Genomic DNA, 19,974 nt, shown 5'->3' with positions numbered 1-19,974 from the left:
ACTTTTCACTATTTTCACCCACTTGCTTAGAACAGATAGGAAGATAATTTCTATATTATAACTCTTTTAAAGTCTAGTTGTTGTTTCCGTCCCCTTGCGGGGAAAAGATAGGAAAAAACGTGATCCACTTTGACTACGCTCGTGCCGAGTGGGAATTCAGTTTCCGTCCCCTTGCGGGGAAAAGATAGGAAAAAACAGGTCTTATAGGACCAATACTCCGGACAGATTTAGGATGCAAGAGCACCGTAGGATAGGAGTTCCGAGTAGTTGGGATGGGATTTAATTAAAGTCGGGTCTAAGTCAAAGCTGTCGATAAATAGGTCAAAAAGATGCTCATTGAGAGCCAAGCGTTTGAGAGAGGCGATGGAAAAACTCAAAGGTTCAGCACGAGTGTGGGTCGATTGTAAGGTGGCTTTGGCTAAATTGAGAGCCAGGAGACTGGCATTAACATGAGAGTCGAGGGCTTCAGCGGAGCGGGCCTCACAATCAGAGAAGCCCAGAAACTGACGAGCATCGCGAAAAATAAACTCAATTTGGAAACGAGCGGTGTAACAACGATAGAGATGGAGGGGGTCAAGGGTGACATCGGTGGAAAACAAGACCACGTAACTGCGTCGTCCATTCTGCTCTTTGAGCAAATAAGCCAAACGAACCGGTCGTCGAAAGTTAACTGACCAGACCACGGCTGTGTATAGAGAAACTCCTTCGTCTAAAGTGGCAACGAAAGTCAAACGACTCGGGTCAGTCAAATCAACCTTACCGTCATAGCGACGGGGGCGACCTCGTCCCCGATGAGGGCCGTCATAAAGAAACTTAAGATTAGCATCGCTGCGCAAGCGACCGATGGCCTCGAAGCCTAAGCCCACCACCCCATTGACCCACTTGGACTTGCTGTAAAAGCCATCCGCGACGACATAACGAATCCAGTCCGGGAAAAAGATGGTGCAGTAAGCCAGATGCCCGAGGTAGAAATCCAAGCGGCTCCTCGAAGCCACTTGGTCTTCGGTCGGGGTCTTCTCGGTTCTCAAGTCGGCTTCCGTTTGTTGGGCTGACAAGGTATAGCCCGTCTTCTGCTGCAAGTCAACAATAGCTACAACAGACCATTCGAGTCCTTTTTCGGCTCGTTGAGCTTTGCTGTTGTAAAACCAATCCAAGCCATGGGTGTGACGACCACTTTTCTCGTTGAAGGTGCAATCGACTACTACTATCTGTTCGCTGTCCTCGGGTCGTAGCTGTTCGATTAAGCGGCGGTTGAGACGTTCGAGTCCTAGACCCGCCTCGAAGTGTCGCCGATAAGTCCGCTCGTTTATCTGGCTGTAGCGGCTGAGATTCGTATAGTTGACTCGACCACAGACGACAAAGAGAGTGGTCATCAGGGTCATCAAAAATTTCTGCTGGGGTTTGCTAAATGTTTCCACCAGACCCGCTACAATGCTCTTGAGGCTATCCATCTGTGCAGCTTTGTTAGATTTACCACCTGCACTTTAGACGATGGATAGCTTTTCTCCAACTCGGCGAACCCACACCGCCGCTCTCTGGCGTCTCTGCCAACGACCTCCGCTCCCCCCCTCGGTAACTCGCTTTCTTTTCCCAACTCGACTTGTTGCACGAGACGGCACCTCCCCGGAATCCTTTGCCAGATACCGGTGACAGGCGTTTGTCTTACTGACTCAACTCAATAACGCCCAAAAAACTGTCCGGAGTATTGATAGGACGCCCTTTTTTCAATATATTCTTTGTTTCCGTCCCCTTGCGGGGAAAAGATAGGAAAAAACCCAACCCCACTTGCTATGGGGCAATCAGCTAATGTGGGTTTCCGTCCCCTTGCGGGGAAAAGATAGGAAAAAACGTGGGAGGTTCTTCCCCGTTGGAAGTCTCCTGAGGACTGTTTCCGTCCCCTTGCGGGGAAAAGATAGGAAAAAACGGGGCGAAAGTCACCAAGTTCCTTAACCGCGCTCAACAAGGAGTTTCCGTCCCCTTGCGGGGAAAAGATAGGAAAAAACCCTTCGCAGACCCGTAAGCCTCCAGGTAACCAAGCAGGTTTCCGTCCCCTTGCGGGGAAAAGATAGGAAAAAACTGAGGCCTCGCGGTATTGGGGGCCTCTACGACTTAATGTTTCCGTCCCCTTGCGGGGAAAAGATAGGAAAAAACCTTCTCGTTGTCACCTGACATTACTGCCAGGCACTCCACGTTTCCGTCCCCTTGCGGGGAAAAGATAGGAAAAAACCGCCTAAAACCGGCGAAGCTTTAACCCAGGCGGCTGACGACAAGTTTCCGTCCCCTTGCGGGGAAAAGATAGGAAAAAACGGAGCGGGTAGATTTCTTTCTGTAATAATTAGGCTAAGTTTCCGTCCCCTTGCGGGGAAAAGATAGGAAAAAACTCGCGAAAAGAAGAGCTAGAGGAAACTCTAGCAACGATTGAAGTTTCCGTCCCCTTGCGGGGAAAAGATAGGAAAAAACCCGACAGGAACACCTTTACGTGGTGGGAGGGACTAACCTTGTTTCCGTCCCCTTGCGGGGAAAAGATAGGAAAAAACGTGGGAGGCCGAGTCCCCTTAAGCTTTCCAGAGACTCCTTGTTTCCGTCCCCTTGCGGGGAAAAGATAGGAAAAAACGGTATTAACAACAGTCTATGGAGTGAAAACTGAATTAGACTGTTTCCGTCCCCTTGCGGGGAAAAGATAGGAAAAAACCTTAATGTAACCCTAGAACCCCAATATTATTTATCTATGTTTCCGTCCCCTTGCGGGGAAAAGATAGGAAAAAACCGTTCTAACATTCAACGTCGCGCCCCCACAAGCGTGGGCGTTTCCGTCCCCTTGCGGGGAAAAGATAGGAAAAAACTCCCATTAGGGAAAACCTATCGGGCGGATGATACCCGTTTCCGTCCCCTTGCGGGGAAAAGATAGGAAAAAACAAGACGCCGCTTGGCTTGGGTTGCTGAATAACGTACGGTTTCCGTCCCCTTGCGGGGAAAAGATAGGAAAAAACTTAGAGGGATATCGGCGCTAATTAGGGTTTCTATTTTATGTTTCCGTCCCCTTGCGGGGAAAAGATAGGAAAAAACCGGGGAGGTCTTTGACCTCCAATCAACCCTGGGCGAAATGTTTCCGTCCCCTTGCGGGGAAAAGATAGGAAAAAACTTCTATCGTCAATAAGATTAATAAGCTTAGTAAGGCTTATCAGTTTCCGTCCCCTTGCGGGGAAAAGATAGGAAAAAACGCCGAGTGGGAATTTGTTAAAGCCTGTGACATCGAGTTTCCGTCCCCTTGCGGGGAAAAGATAGGAAAAAACATCGCGTCCCCCATCCCAGCTCTCATGAAAATTCTTACGTTTCCGTCCCCTTGCGGGGAAAAGATAGGAAAAAACCATGAACAATGCCGTCTTTGAAGGGGAGTTAAAAGGTTTCCGTCCCCTTGCGGGGAAAAGATAGGAAAAAACAACCAATCGTGATCCCGGGGACGGATCAAGTTTTGAAGTTTCCGTCCCCTTGCGGGGAAAAGATAGGAAAAAACCCTTGAAGGATGATGTCCTTAGGGCTAAGACTTCCCTCGATGTTTCCGTCCCCTTGCGGGGAAAAGATAGGAAAAAACTAAAGCGTTTGAAGGCGGCTGGCAAGAGCCGGACCCGGACGTTTCCGTCCCCTTGCGGGGAAAAGATAGGAAAAAACGAGGATGAAAAAGATCTCAGCTCCACCTTTTTCTCCGTAGTTTCCGTCCCCTTGCGGGGAAAAGATAGGAAAAAACAACCCGCAAGGGGTCTATTATCGTCGACCACGGTTCTAAGGAGGTTTCCGTCCCCTTGCGGGGAAAAGATAGGAAAAAACGTCAAGGGCCCTGAGTTCCGCTGGGGGAATAGGGACGTTTCCGTCCCCTTGCGGGGAAAAGATAGGAAAAAACCTAAGTAGTCCTAAAGGTATTACACACAGTGCTCTAAAAATGTTTCCGTCCCCTTGCGGGGAAAAGATAGGAAAAAACTCTGGCATCCGGTGGGCGAGGAGGAGTTCAACGAAGTGGAGTTTCCGTCCCCTTGCGGGGAAAAGATAGGAAAAAACAAATGGTCCGATACGAACCCGCTGAACATTCTAGGGCGTTTCCGTCCCCTTGCGGGGAAAAGATAGGAAAAAACGGCTGGTCACACCCGATCCTCGACCAATTCTTGCCTCGTGTTTCCGTCCCCTTGCGGGGAAAAGATAGGAAAAAACACTAAGGGGTTCTTGTTCGTGGACGACGCTCCAGAAATGGTTTCCGTCCCCTTGCGGGGAAAAGATAGGAAAAAACTTATTTGAAGTGGGAGCTCTGCTGGGCCGCCTACATTTGTTTCCGTCCCCTTGCGGGGAAAAGATAGGAAAAAACAACGGTGCGCCTCAAGGTGGGGATGACAACCGGGGGCACGTTTCCGTCCCCTTGCGGGGAAAAGATAGGAAAAAACGAAGAACTCCTTAACGTCACCGGGGAGCCGGTCCCAATTGTTTCCGTCCCCTTGCGGGGAAAAGATAGGAAAAAACTCATAAGTTAAAGGAGATAACCATGTACCTCAACCGAGTTTCCGTCCCCTTGCGGGGAAAAGATAGGAAAAAACACGACCTGTTCTTGAAACTCATCTCCAGCCCTGCCTACCGACACGGTTTCCGTCCCCTTGCGGGGAAAAGATAGGAAAAAACGGTGACGAGCCTGTGCCGGGAGCCGCAATTCGGGGCTTTGTTTCCGTCCCCTTGCGGGGAAAAGATAGGAAAAAACTGTAAGTTCTACTCTTTCTAGGTATTTTTTTAACTTTGTTTCCGTCCCCTTGCGGGGAAAAGATAGGAAAAAACAGCTTGTATTATAAACTTGATATCGTCTATAGATAATCTCGTTTCCGTCCCCTTGCGGGGAAAAGATAGGAAAAAACTTTGAATTTGGAATTACAATTCTATAAGAAGTGAGTTTCCGTCCCCTTGCGGGGAAAAGATAGGAAAAAACGCATCAGGACCCCGAGGGCAAGTACACCAAGGACAAGCGGTTTCCGTCCCCTTGCGGGGAAAAGATAGGAAAAAACCCTTCTAGAGCAGGAGGGTCTAGAGCAATGGCACGTAGTTTCCGTCCCCTTGCGGGGAAAAGATAGGAAAAAACGCCGGTACACTCGGCCTCTATGACGGCGTACTTGCCGCCCTGTTTCCGTCCCCTTGCGGGGAAAAGATAGGAAAAAACGCTTCAGGCCTTTTTATTAGAGCTTAAGATAAATGTCATGTTTCCGTCCCCTTGCGGGGAAAAGATAGGAAAAAACATCACTGCTAGGAAATAATACCATGACTAACCTACAAAGGTTTCCGTCCCCTTGCGGGGAAAAGATAGGAAAAAACCCAAGAGATTTTGGATCAAGGTATGGAGAAAAACCACCAAGTTTCCGTCCCCTTGCGGGGAAAAGATAGGAAAAAACTGCGGACTGTCGCCTTGCCCGGCTTGAACCACGAAGGTTTCCGTCCCCTTGCGGGGAAAAGATAGGAAAAAACGCGGAATTTGTCGGAGTGGCCGATAAGGCCAAGAAGTTTCCGTCCCCTTGCGGGGAAAAGATAGGAAAAAACAAAGCCACAACGTGTCCCATCCCCCTCAAGTTTTATTCGGGTTTCCGTCCCCTTGCGGGGAAAAGATAGGAAAAAACTTTCCGTGGATACGCCATTTGCCGCTTCTCCGAGGAAGTTTCCGTCCCCTTGCGGGGAAAAGATAGGAAAAAACGGTGCGTTTGCCCTGATGACATTACCGGTGATATGGGTTTCCGTCCCCTTGCGGGGAAAAGATAGGAAAAAACCGGAACGTTTCCCCAGGCATTACGGCCCGAAGACGTTCGTTTCCGTCCCCTTGCGGGGAAAAGATAGGAAAAAACTCCGCTATTGAAAAGGGCCGAGCCTCCGTGGCCTACCTGTTTCCGTCCCCTTGCGGGGAAAAGATAGGAAAAAACCTAGATACTATCAAAGAGGCCGTACCCACGGTCTCTTTTGTTTCCGTCCCCTTGCGGGGAAAAGATAGGAAAAAACGGGTAGATGTCGGTTACCGGACTGGTAGCTCTACTGAGTTTCCGTCCCCTTGCGGGGAAAAGATAGGAAAAAACGGACCCTATCGAACGGCCCTGTGAGTTCTGGGGCCCCCGTTTCCGTCCCCTTGCGGGGAAAAGATAGGAAAAAACTAGGTACAACTCGTAGGGGGAATAGAAAGATTCGTTTCCGTCCCCTTGCGGGGAAAAGATAGGAAAAAACGCATCCCAGAACCTCCGTCCTGGGACATAGACGATTTTAGTTTCCGTCCCCTTGCGGGGAAAAGATAGGAAAAAACGGTACTGGCGCAAGCTGGGCTTGAGCGCCGACCCGGGCCTCGCGTTTCCGTCCCCTTGCGGGGAAAAGATAGGAAAAAACATAGTTTATTAGATTGGAACCGGTCCCCCGTATTGCGAGTTTCCGTCCCCTTGCGGGGAAAAGATAGGAAAAAACGACGGTTATGGACCTAGCTCAGGGCTTGTTTGGGAAACAAGTTTCCGTCCCCTTGCGGGGAAAAGATAGGAAAAAACAAGACCTTACTTTCTTTATTTATCCTGTCGAAAGTAACGTTTCCGTCCCCTTGCGGGGAAAAGATAGGAAAAAACAAGTCATCCTCTTCTAAATCTAGAACTTGTTTTTGACTGTTTCCGTCCCCTTGCGGGGAAAAGATAGGAAAAAACCTTCCCTCAGCTTCTCGATCTGCTGGACTATTCCACTATGTTTCCGTCCCCTTGCGGGGAAAAGATAGGAAAAAACTTCTATACGCTTTTCTCGATTATGAGAAAGCGTTGGAGTCGTTTCCGTCCCCTTGCGGGGAAAAGATAGGAAAAAACTTCGTAAGATTAGCAGAGAGCTCCTCATTATTCGAGGTAGTTTCCGTCCCCTTGCGGGGAAAAGATAGGAAAAAACTTAGTGATATTGCACTTTAACGTTTACTTTACTGCCAGTGTTTCCGTCCCCTTGCGGGGAAAAGATAGGAAAAAACTCGACGTAGAGGAGGGCCTCATCTACATGAACAACGGGGGTTTCCGTCCCCTTGCGGGGAAAAGATAGGAAAAAACGTGGGGGAGCCTGCCGAAAAAGCCCATGATCTTCGCAGGGTTTCCGTCCCCTTGCGGGGAAAAGATAGGAAAAAACTCGAAGGCACTAAGGCCCTCATGCAGGAGATGCACAGTGTTTCCGTCCCCTTGCGGGGAAAAGATAGGAAAAAACGCTGCGCCTCGGTTTCAGCCATCTCTTGGGCCAATTTCAGTTTCCGTCCCCTTGCGGGGAAAAGATAGGAAAAAACACTCTGCCCCTTTAGACAGATCTAAGTGGATTTTAGCACGTTTCCGTCCCCTTGCGGGGAAAAGATAGGAAAAAACACCCTCTTCGTGTCCTTCGGGCTATGCAGTTTGCAGCGTTTCCGTCCCCTTGCGGGGAAAAGATAGGAAAAAACTACGCCAAGCAAGGATTGGCCTACAAGCTGAGCAAGGGAGTTTCCGTCCCCTTGCGGGGAAAAGATAGGAAAAAACGCCGACGTGGCCTACTCGGAGGGAAGTCACGACCCTGTCGTTTCCGTCCCCTTGCGGGGAAAAGATAGGAAAAAACCTAGCTACCTTGTCTCGGAGCTCGACCAGAGAAAACGGTTTCCGTCCCCTTGCGGGGAAAAGATAGGAAAAAACCGTACAGGTCGAAGTCCTATATATCGCTTCGGACTATGAGTTTCCGTCCCCTTGCGGGGAAAAGATAGGAAAAAACTGAGGGCGATTCTGATGGTGATTCCATTGGTCTCGTCGTTTCCGTCCCCTTGCGGGGAAAAGATAGGAAAAAACCCTATAGGTTTGAAACCATTGCTGCGTGGAGTTTTCCAGGTCCGTTTGCGCGAACACCCTTAACACCCCGTTACACAACCATTTCGAGTTGAGAAAAGGCGACTTGAAAGCCAAGCATTAGCGCACTGCTTCAAGCTACAGCCTTTCCGAGAAACTGTCAAGCCCTGAGAACCTTAAGAAAACCTAAAAACGCCCCCTAGTCCCACCTAGACCCCAGATTTTCAGGGAACGCGACTTGCGCCGAAACTCGTTACAATCCGACACAAAGCGCGAATCCCTGACCTCATCAGCATTTCAGCCCTAGAAAATCAAGAAATCCGGGGGTTCATAGGGGGGTGGCGAGCCAAACACCCGAGCCTTAGCCTTTGCCCGCGCATCCAAGGGATACACCCGCAAACTATCCTCAGGAATCTCCAACACCGCCAACCAGCGTTGATGCAATAACTTCTCCAATAGCCTCTCCTCCAAAGGACATTCAAACACCGAATACTGCACCCGCTCACAACGCTGTTCCAACAACTTCGCCAACTTCGCCCGACGCTTGTTATCGCGGACATCGTAACAAACCAACCACAACTGACTCATCAGCGCACCTCAAACGACTCAAACTCATCTAACCGTAAACTCACACAAGCCCGAGCGATCGCCCGTCCCTGTTCCAAAACAATCTGACTCAAGACTAACTGACGCTCCTGGGGCGGATAGAGGAGCTTGGACTGAAAACGACGCTCCAACTGCTCCAAAAACAGCTTTTTCGCCAAATTCCCCAACCAAACCCCCTCTCCATCCGGGGACGGCTCAAAATCCTGCCGATCCAACACCGACGATCGCACCAACCCCCAAACCACCCAATCCACCACCAACGGACGAAACTCCTCCATCACATCCAACACCAAATTGGGCCGATAGGGTTCCGTCGCGTGAAAAAAGCCCAAATAGGGGTCCAATCCCGCCTGAACCGACGCCGAAAACACCCGGGCCAACAACACCCCATAGCCCCAACTCAACAACGCATTCACGGGGTCCCGAGGCGGACGACGATTGCGGCCCCGAAAGCCCCAACTGGCCGGAACCTGAGTCATCATGGCCTGAAAATAGGTTTTGGCACAAATCCCCTCAATCCCCATCAACTCATCTCGCGATAACGGCTCATCCAACCGTTGTAGCTTCCGCACATACACGGCCATCATATCCACCGCCTCCACCAAGGCCGTCACCCGTCCCCCCGTCTCCCGATTGCACCGTTGCAGGAGCGATCGCTGATTGCGAATCTTCCCCAACACCAGTTTTTGCCCCAACCCCATACCAAACGTGGTTTCCACCACCCGATATTGAGCCAAGCGCAAACTCGGATTACTGTGAAACTGCCCCTGCAAACGGCCCCGAAAACATCCATCCCGCCGTAAAAACAAAGTTTCTACCCCACTATCCAACAACAGAGCGATCGCCGCCCCCGTCAACTGCACTCCCGGTAACGCCACCACCAAATCAATCTCAGCCAAACGACAACTGCGCCGCCAAGTTCCCCGCTTCAAGTCCAGAGTTTGATTCTTGGCACTTACCACCGTCCCCGGTTCCGTCAAATAGAGTGTGGTCATCGCCACAGTCCTCACCAAAGTACCCCTTGTATATACCAAACCTCCTAGAAGACCCTCCTTCCAAGGGTCTCCTGTAGGATAGATCCATCCTTACCCCTGTTCCCTGGATAGGAGTTGCTATGTCAGCGAATTTCATCAAACAACTAAACCGTTACCGCAGTCTGGCCGTGGCCCTAGCCAACGCCATCATCACCTGGGTCATTCTCATCATTGCCCCCTTGGGACTATTCGCCGTCATTGTCTGTACCGTGCTAATTTTCGTGAGCAGCCTTATCTTCGGCTTACTCGGAGATATCGCCATGGCCCTCATGCTACGGGATGCCAGCCCACCACCGATGTCAAGCGGTCGTCCCCCATCCGCCGTAGACGTCGGCCGCGATCGCCTTCCTCAAAACTATACACGAGACTATAATCGGGACGAGAATGACCAAGACCTCCTATAATCCAACAGATACTCAAGCCATCTGCATCTAAGCTTAACCTATGGGAGTCAGCCCCCCCCCTTGGACCCCGACCAGCCAACTGCTGGGCATCGAGTTTGCCCTGCACCCCCAACATACCAGCACCCTCTTTCCCCAATATGCCATCGGACTCCATGCCTGGTTTCTTGACTGCGTGCGCCAAACCCAGCCGGACCTGTCCGCCAAACTGCACGACTCCCCCGACGACAAAGCCTTCACCCTCTCCCCCCTCCTCGGAGAAGTTCCCGTCATCGGCCGCCACCTGCATATCCAGACTAATCAGTCCTACCAGTGGCGGCTAACCCTCTTTAGTACCCCCCTCGTTACCTGGGCCGAAACCTGGCTCACCCGTCTCCCTAAAACCCTCGACTTGCGTTCTCTGTGCTTCAATCTGCGATCGCACCGCATCACCCCAGCCCCCACTACCTATGACCAACTTTACCAATCTCCCCGCCAGCGGCGTTTCGCCCTCAGCTTCATCTCCCCCACCAGCTTCCGCCATCGCGGTCATCACCTGCCCCTCCCAAACCCCGCAAACCTCTTTCAAAGCTACCTACGCCGCTGGAATAACTTTTCAGGCATTTTTGTCGAACCCGACCCCTTCCTGGACTGGATAGACAGCCATGTGAGCCTATCTCGCCATGACATCCAATCCAGTAAAATTGCCGCCGGCAAGCGAGGGTCGGTTACCGGCTTTACCGGGTCCATTGAACTGACCCTCTCCGCCGCTGGAAGCCGGCAAAACCCCGACTTTGCCCAACTCTTTAGCGCCCTAATCCACTATGCCCCCTATTGCGGGACCGGTCATAAAACCACCTTTGGCCTGGGGCAAACCCGCCTCGGCTGGCAGGATTCCCATCCTCACCCCCCCAGTCCACAAACCCATCTCGGCGATCGCATTGCCGACCTCACCGACCAACTTCTGACGCAGCAGAAACGCCCCGAGAGCGATCGCGCCCGTCAAGTCTGCCAAACCCGGGCCACCATCCTGGCCCGACGAGAATTAGGCGAATCCCTCACGGCGATCGCCCAAGACCTAGACATGCCCTATGAAACCGTCAAAACCTATGCCAAACTCGCCCGCCGCAGCCTCAATCTCCCTGACTCTAAATAATTTTGAAGAGGGGTCTTCAACCTAGGATGTATAATCGAAACCGAACCCATGACACCCGCCCATTCCCTACCCCCAGAAGACCTCAATCCTCATGGCTGAATTGTTATGAAACGTAAAATCTAAATAAAAAGCGATCGATCCGCTAAAATGCAGGGGGTTCCTGGTAAAGTAGCCCCATCCAGAGACTCTCCCCTCCCCCGCAGCAGCGATCGCCCAATTCCGACCAGTTCCCAGCCCAGCCCGCCTAGCTTAAATCTACCGACTCCCTATCTTATGACGGCTTCCCCCTACCTGGTTCTCCTAGAAACCTCTGGGAATCAGAACTTCATCTTTTCCACCAACAAACTCAAAGAAAACATCGGCGCCTCCGAACTCACCTACCGCGCCGGAACTCGCTGGGTTCTCGATGCCGTTGCCGACATCAACCAAACCCCAGAATTAGGCCAATGGGCCAATAGCCAAGAGTTACGAGAGATTCTGCGCAACAAGGATCTTAACCCTGCCATCGAACAGGGGGACAAACCCCTCGAAATCATTATTGCAACTTCCGGCAAAGCCCTAATTCTGTCCCGGACTGAAGAGGATGCCAAAGACCTGATTCGTCGAGTCACCCAGCGGGCGATCGCAGAAGCGCCAGGACTCAACCTCTCCGGGGTATTCGTTGCCATCCAAAACTGGGACCAGACGAACAGTCTCGACACAGCCATCCAAGACGTTCACAAAACCTTTGAAGAAACCCAACCCTACCGTCCCACCGCCGACGCCCGCTTCCTAAGATTACCCATCATCGCCGACTGTTCCTTCAGTGGCCTCCCCGCCTCTCGCCTCGAACATACCCCAGAAAACGAGCAAGTTCCCATCTCCCAAGTCAGTTACAGAAAACGCAAAGCCGCCGAAGCCGGAATCCGTCGCTTACATCAAATCCCCTCAGAAAATAGCACCCCCAAACTCATTCAAAATATCAATCAATTAGAAGGGGATGTCGAGTGGTTAGCCATTGTCCACGCCGACGGGAATGGTCTCGGACAAATCTTCTTGAACTTCGCCAACTGTCTGGGGACAGCCCCATCCAATCGAGAGTATATCAGCAGCTACCGAGAATTTTCCTTAGAATTGGACGAATGCACAGAAGCCGCCTTTGAAAAAGCGATTCAGGAAGCCTTTAAGAAAGATGATAAAAAGGATAAAGAGAAGAAAGCCGTTCCCCTCGTTCCTCTCATTGTCGGAGGGGACGACTTGACCGTCGTCTGTGACGGAAAAGCCGCCCTAAAATTTACCCAAGTTTTCCTAACCCAGTTTGAAGCCCAAACCGAACAGAAAGAGAAAATCCCCAAAATCGCCAAAAAACAATTCGGTATCAACCGCCTTTCCGCCTGTGCCGGAATTGCCATTATCAAACCCCATTTCCCCTTCTCCGTCGCCTACGAACTGGCCGAAAGCCTGATTAAATCTGCCAAATCCGTTAAACAGACCATTATCAAACCGAACTCCAAGCCAATTACGCCGTTCCCCTGTTCCGCGATCGACTTCCACATTCTCTATGACAGCACCCATATTGACCTAGAACGCATTCGCCGTAACCTCCAGCCTGAAGCCACCACCTATCTCTATAACCGTCCCTACGTGGTCACCGAGTTAGAGAAACTCGAATCTGCCGAGGGTCAAGACTGGGCCAGCCAGCATCACTGGACTCGGCTATGCGATCGCGTGACCCGTCTCCAGTCAGATCCTGACGGGGACCAAGATAGAGATAGCGGCGTCAAACTCCCCAGTAGCCAGTCCCACGCCCTACGAACCGCCCTATTTCTAGGTCGAGAAGCCGCCAACGCCCAATATGCCCTGATTCAGAAGCGTTATTCCCTAGAATGGTTTGCAGAGGATAACGAGAAAACCTCCTTGTTTTACCAAAGCCAAGACAAGGGCCAAATTAACTTCCACACCACCTTTCTCGATGCCCTCGATGCCCAAGAATTTCTCTAATCGTTTGCCCAGGATGATGCCCAGGTAGGGGCGAAAAATTTTTCGCCCCCACAATGCCGGAACACATCCTACCGCCCCTATTGCCTATTGCCTCTTGCCTCTTGCCTTTCTAACCTATGATTCCCTTCTCCCTCACCATCACCATGCACAGCGACTGGCACGTCGGATCTGGAACCGGACGGGCCGAACTTGACAGCATTGTGCAACGAGATGCCGATGATTTACCCTATCTCCCCGCCAAAACCCTCACCGGGATATTACGAGATGGCTGCGAACAGGCGGCCCAGGCCTTAGATGGCGGACTCACGGGCCAGTGGAATGATTGGCTAAACGTTCTCTTTGGCGATCAACCGGCCCTAGCGACAACTCCCTTAGAAAACGAACCTCGGCCCGCCATTGTCTCGATTCATTCGGCACGGTTAGATGAAAACTTGCGTCAGGCCCTGGGCCAGAAGCAGGAACTGAGGACGGCGATCGCCTTCATGAAGCCCGGTGTCGCCATTGATCCAGAATCCGGCTGTGCCAAAGAGGACTATCTTCGCTTTGAAGAGATGGTACGTCAGGGGGCCACCCTCACCGCCGAGGCCCAAGTCAATTTCAGTGATGCCTATCCCGGTCTATCCCCAAATCAGTACCTTCCCTTTGTCCAAGGACTCCTCACCGCTGGGGCCAAAATGGTACAACGGCTAGGAGGCAAACGCCGTCGGGGAAATGGTCGTTGTGAGATTCAACTCGACTGGGGAGACAACGGAGATCCCTTAGTTTGGTTGCAAAACAACTATGGACAAGTTCCTGACGTTCCTGAATTACAGCCCACAAATTGCGCCGTCAGCCTGCTTAACAATACCCTAAATACCGACGGGACTTGGGTAACGGTCCCCCTAACCGTGATCACTGAGTCCCCCCTGGTGTTACCGGCCCGGACTGTGGGCAACCTCGTCGAATGCCTCGATTATATTCCCGGTCGCTATCTGTTGCGCTATTTGCATAAGAAACTGGGTAATTGCGTCAACATCAGCCAGGCGATCGCCAACAACGCCCTCATCCTCACCAACGCCACCCTAGAGATTGACCAACAGCCAGGTCGTCCCACCCCTTTCTGTCTCTTTGGTGAAAAACTCGATGGCGGTCTCAGCAAAGGCCGTAACCTGTACAACCGCTTTCAAGAAGTCAGCCCCCAAGGAATCCAACTCAAAGGCGAACGGGGTGGCTATCTCGGCCCTTGGACAAACAACGCCTTACCCGCCTATGGAAAAGTGGATTTAGCCCTCTATACCCACAACACCATCAAAGATGAGATCCAACGCCCCAGCGAAGACGTTGGCGGACTTTATAGCTACGAAGCCATCCCCGCCGGACTCACCTTTCAAGCCGAGTTACGAGTCTCTGCTGCGGTTAATCAGCAACTGTCCACGAATGACCCAAATTGGCATGATTTGCTAACTGGAAAAACCCGGATTGGTCAATCTAAAAAAGACCAATATGGCGGGGTCAAGATTACCGTTGGCTCTTCTTCAGCCTCTGTTAAAACGCAATTGGTAAAAAGTCAAGATATAGACTCAAATAATCTTCTATATGTCTGGTTTTTATCTGATGTCTTGATGCGGGGCGATCGCCTCAACCCCACCCTGAATCCCGACGACTTCACCCAAGCCTTAGAAAAGGAATTAGGAGTCAGCCTCGAACTCCGTGAACACCCCACCTGCTTCTCCATGATGGTACGCCAGCGGCGCACCGAATCCTGGCAAGTGCGTTGGGGCTTACCCCGTCCCTCCCTATTAGGTTGGCAAGCTGGAAGTTGTTTAGTTTATACCGTTGAGGGCAATCTCGACCCCAACAAACTCAAACAAGTAGCCATCCGAGGAATGGGCGATCGCCGCGCCGAAGGCTACGGACAACTCTCCTTTAATGACCCCTTACTCACCGACCAAAACTTGAGTCAAAAACAGCGAAATTCAAATGTAGGTAAGTCCAAAACGCAAAATACTACAGCTATTTTACTCTCAAAAAACAAGAACACCCAAATAACAACTCAAGTGTCTGATGACGTTTTCAAATATGCCCGTCTCATCGAAAAAGCCGCTTGGCGTGAGGCGATTCAGTCTAAAGCCTTGGCGATCGCCCAAAGTCCTCAAAAACGAGAAGAAGTCCTGGGCATCAAAATCAGCGGTGAGGACAGTTGCCCACCCATGAGTCAATTGGGGGGACTGCGATCGGTCCTAGGAAAACTCAGAAAACGAAACGACAGCAGCGCCATCACCTCCTGGATTACCGCCCTAGAAAACGTTGAAAACCGTCGAGAGAAATGGCCCGGCAACAGCCTCAGGCAAATTAAAGACCTCGTGACCGACACGAATAAAATCTGGCAAATCCTCAATCTGGACTCTAAAAAACTGACCCTCACCGACGATGGAACCAGCAAACTCCAAGCCACCCTCTGGGCCGAAGCCGTCCGCACCCTAGTCGATGCCATGATTCGCGCCCACAAACGAGACCTCGAAAAAGTCCAGCAGAACCACTAACCCAAAACCCCAACATGGCACGACAAATTCACAACCGCTGGAGTATCACCGGCGAACTCAAAGCCCAAACCCCCATCCATATCGGAGGCATTGGCGGCGACGCCGACACCGACCTAGCCCTAGCCGTCAACGGTCGCGGTCAATACTACCTCCCCGGAACCAGTCTCGCCGGCGCCTTCCGTAGTTGGATGACCCAACTACCCAATCAAAATGACGCATCCATCAAACACATCTGGGGCGACCATGAAACCAAAGATTACGGGGCCAGCCAGATTATCATCGACGACGCCAAAATCCACACCCGCAAACCCATCGAAATTCGCGAAGGAGTAGGCATTGACCGCCACAGCGGAACCGCCGCCGAACGGTTCAAATACAGCCGCGCCATCCTTCCCAAAGGCGTCAGTTTCACCCTCAACCTCACCTTTGACAGCCAAACCAATGACGACCCCATTGCCCTCTGGCAACTCCTCAACGCCCTCCAAAACGGAGACATCCGCATCGGCGCCGCCAAAACTCGCGGCTTAGGACGGGTCAAACTGGAGAATCTAAACATCCACCGCCAAGACCTCAGTCATGCCGCAGGTCTATTCAACAGCCTCCTCAACGGCGGAACCCCGCAACCCTGGACAGCGGACCTCCAAGCCAAAGCCGCCTACGAGATGCCCCTGTCCCTGGATATCCAGATTAGCTGGACGCCCCGAGACCCGGTTATGGTGAAAGCCGAAGCCGACGGGATTGCCGTAGATATGTTACCCCTCGTCAGTCAAGTTGACTCAGGGGTGCGCTTCGTCATTCCCGGAAGTTCCCTCAAAGGCGTCCTGCGGTCCCACGCCGAACGCATTATCCGCACCGTCTGCCAAACCCCCACCGGAGAAGAGTTTGCCGACCAAATCCACCTCAATCTCATCAACGAGATTTTTGGGGCCCCCTCTAAGAAAGGTCGAGACCCAAATCAGATAGGGATGGGGATTCTCTTCCTCGATGACTGTTACGGAACCCTCCCCATCTCCGAAGACGGCTGGTTCAACGTCGAACGGGCCACAGACTTACATGATGGCTTCAAGTCCGAACTCAAAACCGCCGTGGGGATGAAACCCTATCAGAAACTCCAGCCCGCCGTCCATGTGGCCATTGACCGCTGGACAGGGGGTGCAGCGGAGGGGATGTTGTACAGCGTCTTGGAACCCATTGGTGTGGAGTGGGACCCCATTGGTATTCAGGTGGATTTAGCCCGATTAGAAGACCGTTTTCCTGACCAAGTGCAGCCGGCCGTTGCCCTGTTGTTACTGGTCTTACGGGATTTTGCCAACCGCAAGATTCCCATCGGTTACGGCACCAATCGCGGCATGGGAACCGTCGCCGTCACCGACATGACCCTCCAGGTTCAGGGAGACAGCGACATCCCCGGACTGGCGGGAGACCTCAGCCTGGGACCCGATTTTTCCCAACTCAGCGACGACTTACGTTTGGAATTAAGCGTCGCCTGGCAAGACTGGATTGAACAAAACCAAACGAAAGGTGCAGCATGACAGAAAAATTATACAGTTGGGTCAGTCGATCGCCCATGTCCCTAGACCAAGCCATTCAGACAACTCAGGCGCAACAGATGGGGGCCAATGCCCTCCTCTACTCTCCCCAGTCCTGTCATCTTGCCCAAGTTCAAGACGGCAACATCTGCGGTAGCCACGGTCAATCCCTAACCCTCAGCCACTACTTTGAAGCCCGAATTTTCAATGAAACCTGTGAACTGCGTTGGCTAAATGAGAACCAGGGGAATGGGTTTCTCGTGATTCTCGCTGACAGTGATCTCGACCTCAATTCCGAGACATTCAACAGCCGAGAAACTACCCTGAACAGTCATCTCAGTCAAACCTATCTTCTTTGGGGTAAAGCCATCCCCCAGGTTAACCTCAAACAGGGTTGGCAACGTCTGGCCGAAGCCCGTATCGGCAAACTGGATGTACCCCTCAGCCAGTCGTTGAAAAAAAACCAACGGGTTTCTCTCCACTCTCGGGAATATCTTGCCGAGGTGGATGAGTTTTGCAATGTTGCCGTTATCGAAGAACGTTTAGTTAAATTGGAGGTTCAGTAATGTCTGTATTAAAGGGTGAGTTAAAAATTGATAAAAATGGCTCAATTGAATTACAGTTTGATGATAATTCTAATGAAAGCAAAACCTTGGGAATTGGCAAGAAAATTCTTACCAATTCTCTCTACACAAGTCACAGAAGAGACCCCCAAGCCCTTAATGGACTCGAAGTTGAGTTTGAACTCGACAACAACCAGCCCTGTCGAGTTCGAGAAGTGGGTGGGGTCTTCCAAGCGAGGCCCCGGCCGAAAACCGTTAATCCCAACGTTTTTCACAATCCCTACAACTTCGTCCCTGCCTTACCTCGGAACAAGATAACCGGGGAATTGGGCGATCGCAAACCCATCGGTCATGGTCGTTACCACGCCAACCAATGGACAGGACGCATCGCCGTCAAACTCACCACTATCACCCCCCTCCTCATCCCCGACGCTTCCGAGATGGAGGAAGACGGACAAGGTCATAAAACCTTTCCCACCCGTCTCGACGCCCAAGGGAAACCCTACCTTCCCCCCACCTCCCTGAGAGGGATGTTGCGGTCCGCCTACGAAGCCGTCACCAACTCTCGCCTTTCCGTCCTCGACCCCCATGATATGCGGTTAGCCTATCGAATGCCCGCCCAAATGGGGCTACAGATGGTTCCCGCCCGCATTGAAAACAACGAAATCAAGCTGTATCCTGGCACATCCGGGATTGGTTCTGATGGGCGTCCCGAGGGTCCCATGTATGCCGCCTGGCTTCCCTTTTATAATCCCAACAGCACTCGCCCCCGCCGTCAACTCACCTACCCCGATGGGTCTTTGCCTCAACATGGGGATGCCGTAGATTTTTGGGCAGAAAAGTTTGAGAGACAAAACTCTAGTGGTGGGTCAGTTTTCTCCTATTGGAAAGTTCGTAAAATCGTCAAATCTGGAGGAGATCTCGGGACTGCCCCCAATCGATCATCAGGTTCGGGACGTCACCAATCAATTGGACAAGACCTCCGTCAATTTTCTGGATTTGTCTATATCACCAACAAAAACATTGACGGGAAACATGATGAACGGGTCTTTTTTAGTCAAGATCCACCCATTTGTTGTCCTCTATCTAATGACCTGAGAAGTCAATGGAAAGAACTAATCACCAACTATCAAGAAACCCACAAAGAAGACCTTCGCAAAGGCTGGACATCTCCCCCCGCCCTCAACAATTCCTGTTGGTCGCGACAGGTAATTAGCGGGGCCGCCGAACGTCAGTTAAGTGAGGGGTCACTCTGCTACGCCAAAGCCCGAAATTCGGGTCAACGCTGTCAAGTGGAGGGACTCTATCCCGTCATGATTACTCGGGGACTGTTCAACCAAGCCCCCATCTCACTGCTACATTCAAGTCTCAAACCGGCTACCCAAGCCGACAAAAGCCAACTTTCCCCAGCAGACCGGGTTTTCGGCTGGGTTAACCAACAGGGTAAAGGGTCTTACAAAGGACAACTACGGATTCATAGCGTCACCTGTCAAAGCGATGACCCCCTCCATGACTTCAGCCACACTCCCGTTCCCCTCGCCATCCTCGGACAACCCAAACCTCAACAAGCTGGGTTTTATAATGCGCAAGACCGGCAAGGAAAACCCCTTAACGGAAGAGGCAAAGGCAGCGGCTACAATTCCACCAATCAAGGTTTGCGGGGTCGAAAAGTGTATGTCCACCATCAAGGACTCCCCACGAGTCACTGGAACAATCCCCAGCAAGATCAGACACAACGAGACGTTCAAGGTCATTACCAAGAATACCGCCGTCCGCAAAACAACGGAGTCGAACAAAAAGACGACCAAAATCGGTCGATGAAAAACTGGGTCAAAGTGGGGACTGAGTTTACCTTCGATATTGATGTGGTGAATTTATCCGAGGTAGAACTTGGCGGCTTGTTGTATCTCTTGACCCTCCCTGACCTTCATTTCCATCGTTTAGGAGGTGGCAAACCCCTAGGTTTCGGCAGTGTCCGGCTAGATTTAATCGAGTCACAAACGGATTTACGTCCCGGTCAGGATTGGTCGGAGTTTTATCAAACCCTACTCCCCGATGAGGTCGTGGTGAAACCCATCAATGTCAGTCAATGTGTGGAAACCTATCAAAAAGCCGTGGAAGCTGCCTATGGCGGAGAGTTTAACAATGTGCGCTTTATTACCGCTTTTGGCCGTTCCGCGAAAGGTTTTGACGACAATGCGGCGGTTCACTATCCACGGGTAACTCCACATCCGACTCCTGAAGGGGAAGCGTTCAAGTGGTTTGTTGAGAATGAACGAGAAAGCAGAGATGAATCGGGCATGAAACTGACGCTTCCAGATTTAGCGGACCCCGCTCCTGATAGCTTCCCAATTCAGCCAACTAAGACAAATACTCAATCTTAA

At 51.6% G+C, this 19,974-nt stretch carries 10 protein-coding genes and 1 CRISPR repeat array; of the genes, 7 read left to right on the top strand and 3 right to left on the bottom strand.

The features are described 5' to 3' along the window. Positions 1-227: 227 nt before the first annotated feature. The 3 genes from NEA10_RS17020 to cas1 all read right to left on the bottom strand — a co-directional run bounded on the left by NEA10_RS17020 (position 228) and on the right by cas1 (position 9,421). Entirely contained in the window at positions 228-1,373 is a 1,146-nt protein-coding gene (locus NEA10_RS17020; RefSeq protein ID WP_252665290.1) for a transposase, read from the bottom strand. Positions 1,374-1,738: 365 nt separating this feature from the next. Beyond that, a CRISPR array of direct repeats spans positions 1,739-7,823; the repeat unit is 37 nt; unit sequence GTTTCCGTCCCCTTGCGGGGAAAAGATAGGAAAAAAC. A gap of 300 nt (positions 7,824-8,123) precedes the next feature. Beyond that, on the bottom strand, positions 8,124-8,408 hold the full coding sequence (cas2, locus tag NEA10_RS17015) for a CRISPR-associated endonuclease Cas2 (protein ID WP_252662545.1): 285 nt from the start codon (positions 8,406-8,408) through the stop codon (positions 8,124-8,126). Further along, the gene (cas1, locus tag NEA10_RS17010; RefSeq protein WP_252662544.1) at positions 8,408-9,421 is read right to left on the bottom strand and encodes a CRISPR-associated endonuclease Cas1; all 1,014 of its coding nucleotides are present in this window, start codon (positions 9,419-9,421) and stop codon (positions 8,408-8,410) included. Before cas1 ends, cas2 begins: the two co-directional genes overlap by 1 nt. Positions 9,422-9,540: 119 nt before the next feature. Between cas1 and csx18 the strand changes: the two genes are divergently transcribed. The 7 genes from csx18 (at position 9,541) to NEA10_RS16975 (ending at position 19,974) form a co-directional block, all read left to right on the top strand. Beyond that, positions 9,541-9,864 carry a CRISPR-associated protein Csx18 gene (csx18, locus tag NEA10_RS17005; RefSeq protein ID WP_252662543.1) on the top strand — a complete coding sequence of 108 codons (324 nt, stop codon included), beginning with the start codon at positions 9,541-9,543 and terminating at the stop codon, positions 9,862-9,864. 40 nt (positions 9,865-9,904) lie between these two features. Then, positions 9,905-10,996 (top strand): CRISPR-associated endoribonuclease Cas6, encoded by a 1,092-nt coding sequence (gene cas6, locus NEA10_RS17000; protein ID WP_252662542.1) that lies wholly within the window; start codon positions 9,905-9,907, stop codon positions 10,994-10,996. A 273-nt stretch (positions 10,997-11,269) separates the two neighbouring features. Next, complete coding sequence (locus NEA10_RS16995; protein ID WP_252662541.1) at positions 11,270-12,976, top strand: Cas10/Cmr2 second palm domain-containing protein; 1,707 nt, start codon at positions 11,270-11,272, stop codon at positions 12,974-12,976. Between the two features lie 116 nt (positions 12,977-13,092). Beyond that, entirely contained in the window at positions 13,093-15,498 is a 2,406-nt protein-coding gene (locus NEA10_RS16990) for an RAMP superfamily CRISPR-associated protein (RefSeq protein WP_252662540.1), read from the top strand. A gap of 14 nt (positions 15,499-15,512) precedes the next feature. Next, positions 15,513-17,030: an RAMP superfamily CRISPR-associated protein gene (locus NEA10_RS16985; RefSeq protein ID WP_252662539.1), complete on the top strand. Its 1,518-nt coding sequence runs from the start codon at positions 15,513-15,515 to the stop codon at positions 17,028-17,030. Next, on the top strand, positions 17,027-17,593 hold the full coding sequence (csx19, locus tag NEA10_RS16980) for a type III-D CRISPR-associated protein Csx19 (RefSeq protein ID WP_252662538.1): 567 nt from the start codon (positions 17,027-17,029) through the stop codon (positions 17,591-17,593). Before NEA10_RS16985 ends, csx19 begins: the two co-directional genes overlap by 4 nt. Next, complete coding sequence (locus tag NEA10_RS16975) at positions 17,593-19,974, top strand: TIGR03986 family type III CRISPR-associated RAMP protein (RefSeq protein WP_252662537.1); 2,382 nt, start codon at positions 17,593-17,595, stop codon at positions 19,972-19,974. The genes csx19 and NEA10_RS16975 overlap by 1 nt, the downstream gene beginning before the upstream one ends.

The organism is Phormidium yuhuli AB48 (assembly GCF_023983615.1).
Lineage (GTDB): Bacteria > Cyanobacteriota > Cyanobacteriia > Cyanobacteriales > Geitlerinemataceae > Sodalinema > Sodalinema yuhuli.
This window is presented reverse-complemented; position numbering and strand designations above follow the sequence as displayed.

Bases quoted from the DNA above. Each gene is read 5' to 3' on its own strand.
- cas2 (WP_252662545.1), bottom strand. From the start codon at position 8,408: ATGAGTCAGTTGTGGTTGGTTTGTTACGATGTCCGCGATAACAAGCGT.
- NEA10_RS16990 (WP_252662540.1), top strand. From the start codon at position 13,093: ATGATTCCCTTCTCCCTCACCATCACCATGCACAGCGACTGGCACGTC.
- NEA10_RS16985 (WP_252662539.1), top strand. From the start codon at position 15,513: ATGGCACGACAAATTCACAACCGCTGGAGTATCACCGGCGAACTCAAA.
- NEA10_RS17020 (WP_252665290.1), bottom strand. From the start codon at position 1,373: ATGACCACTCTCTTTGTCGTCTGTGGTCGAGTCAACTATACGAATCTC.
- NEA10_RS16995 (WP_252662541.1), top strand. From the start codon at position 11,270: ATGACGGCTTCCCCCTACCTGGTTCTCCTAGAAACCTCTGGGAATCAG.
- NEA10_RS16975 (WP_252662537.1), top strand. From the start codon at position 17,593: ATGTCTGTATTAAAGGGTGAGTTAAAAATTGATAAAAATGGCTCAATT.
- cas1 (WP_252662544.1), bottom strand. From the start codon at position 9,421: ATGACCACACTCTATTTGACGGAACCGGGGACGGTGGTAAGTGCCAAG.
- cas6 (WP_252662542.1), top strand. From the start codon at position 9,905: ATGGGAGTCAGCCCCCCCCCTTGGACCCCGACCAGCCAACTGCTGGGC.
- csx19 (WP_252662538.1), top strand. From the start codon at position 17,027: ATGACAGAAAAATTATACAGTTGGGTCAGTCGATCGCCCATGTCCCTA.
- csx18 (WP_252662543.1), top strand. From the start codon at position 9,541: ATGTCAGCGAATTTCATCAAACAACTAAACCGTTACCGCAGTCTGGCC.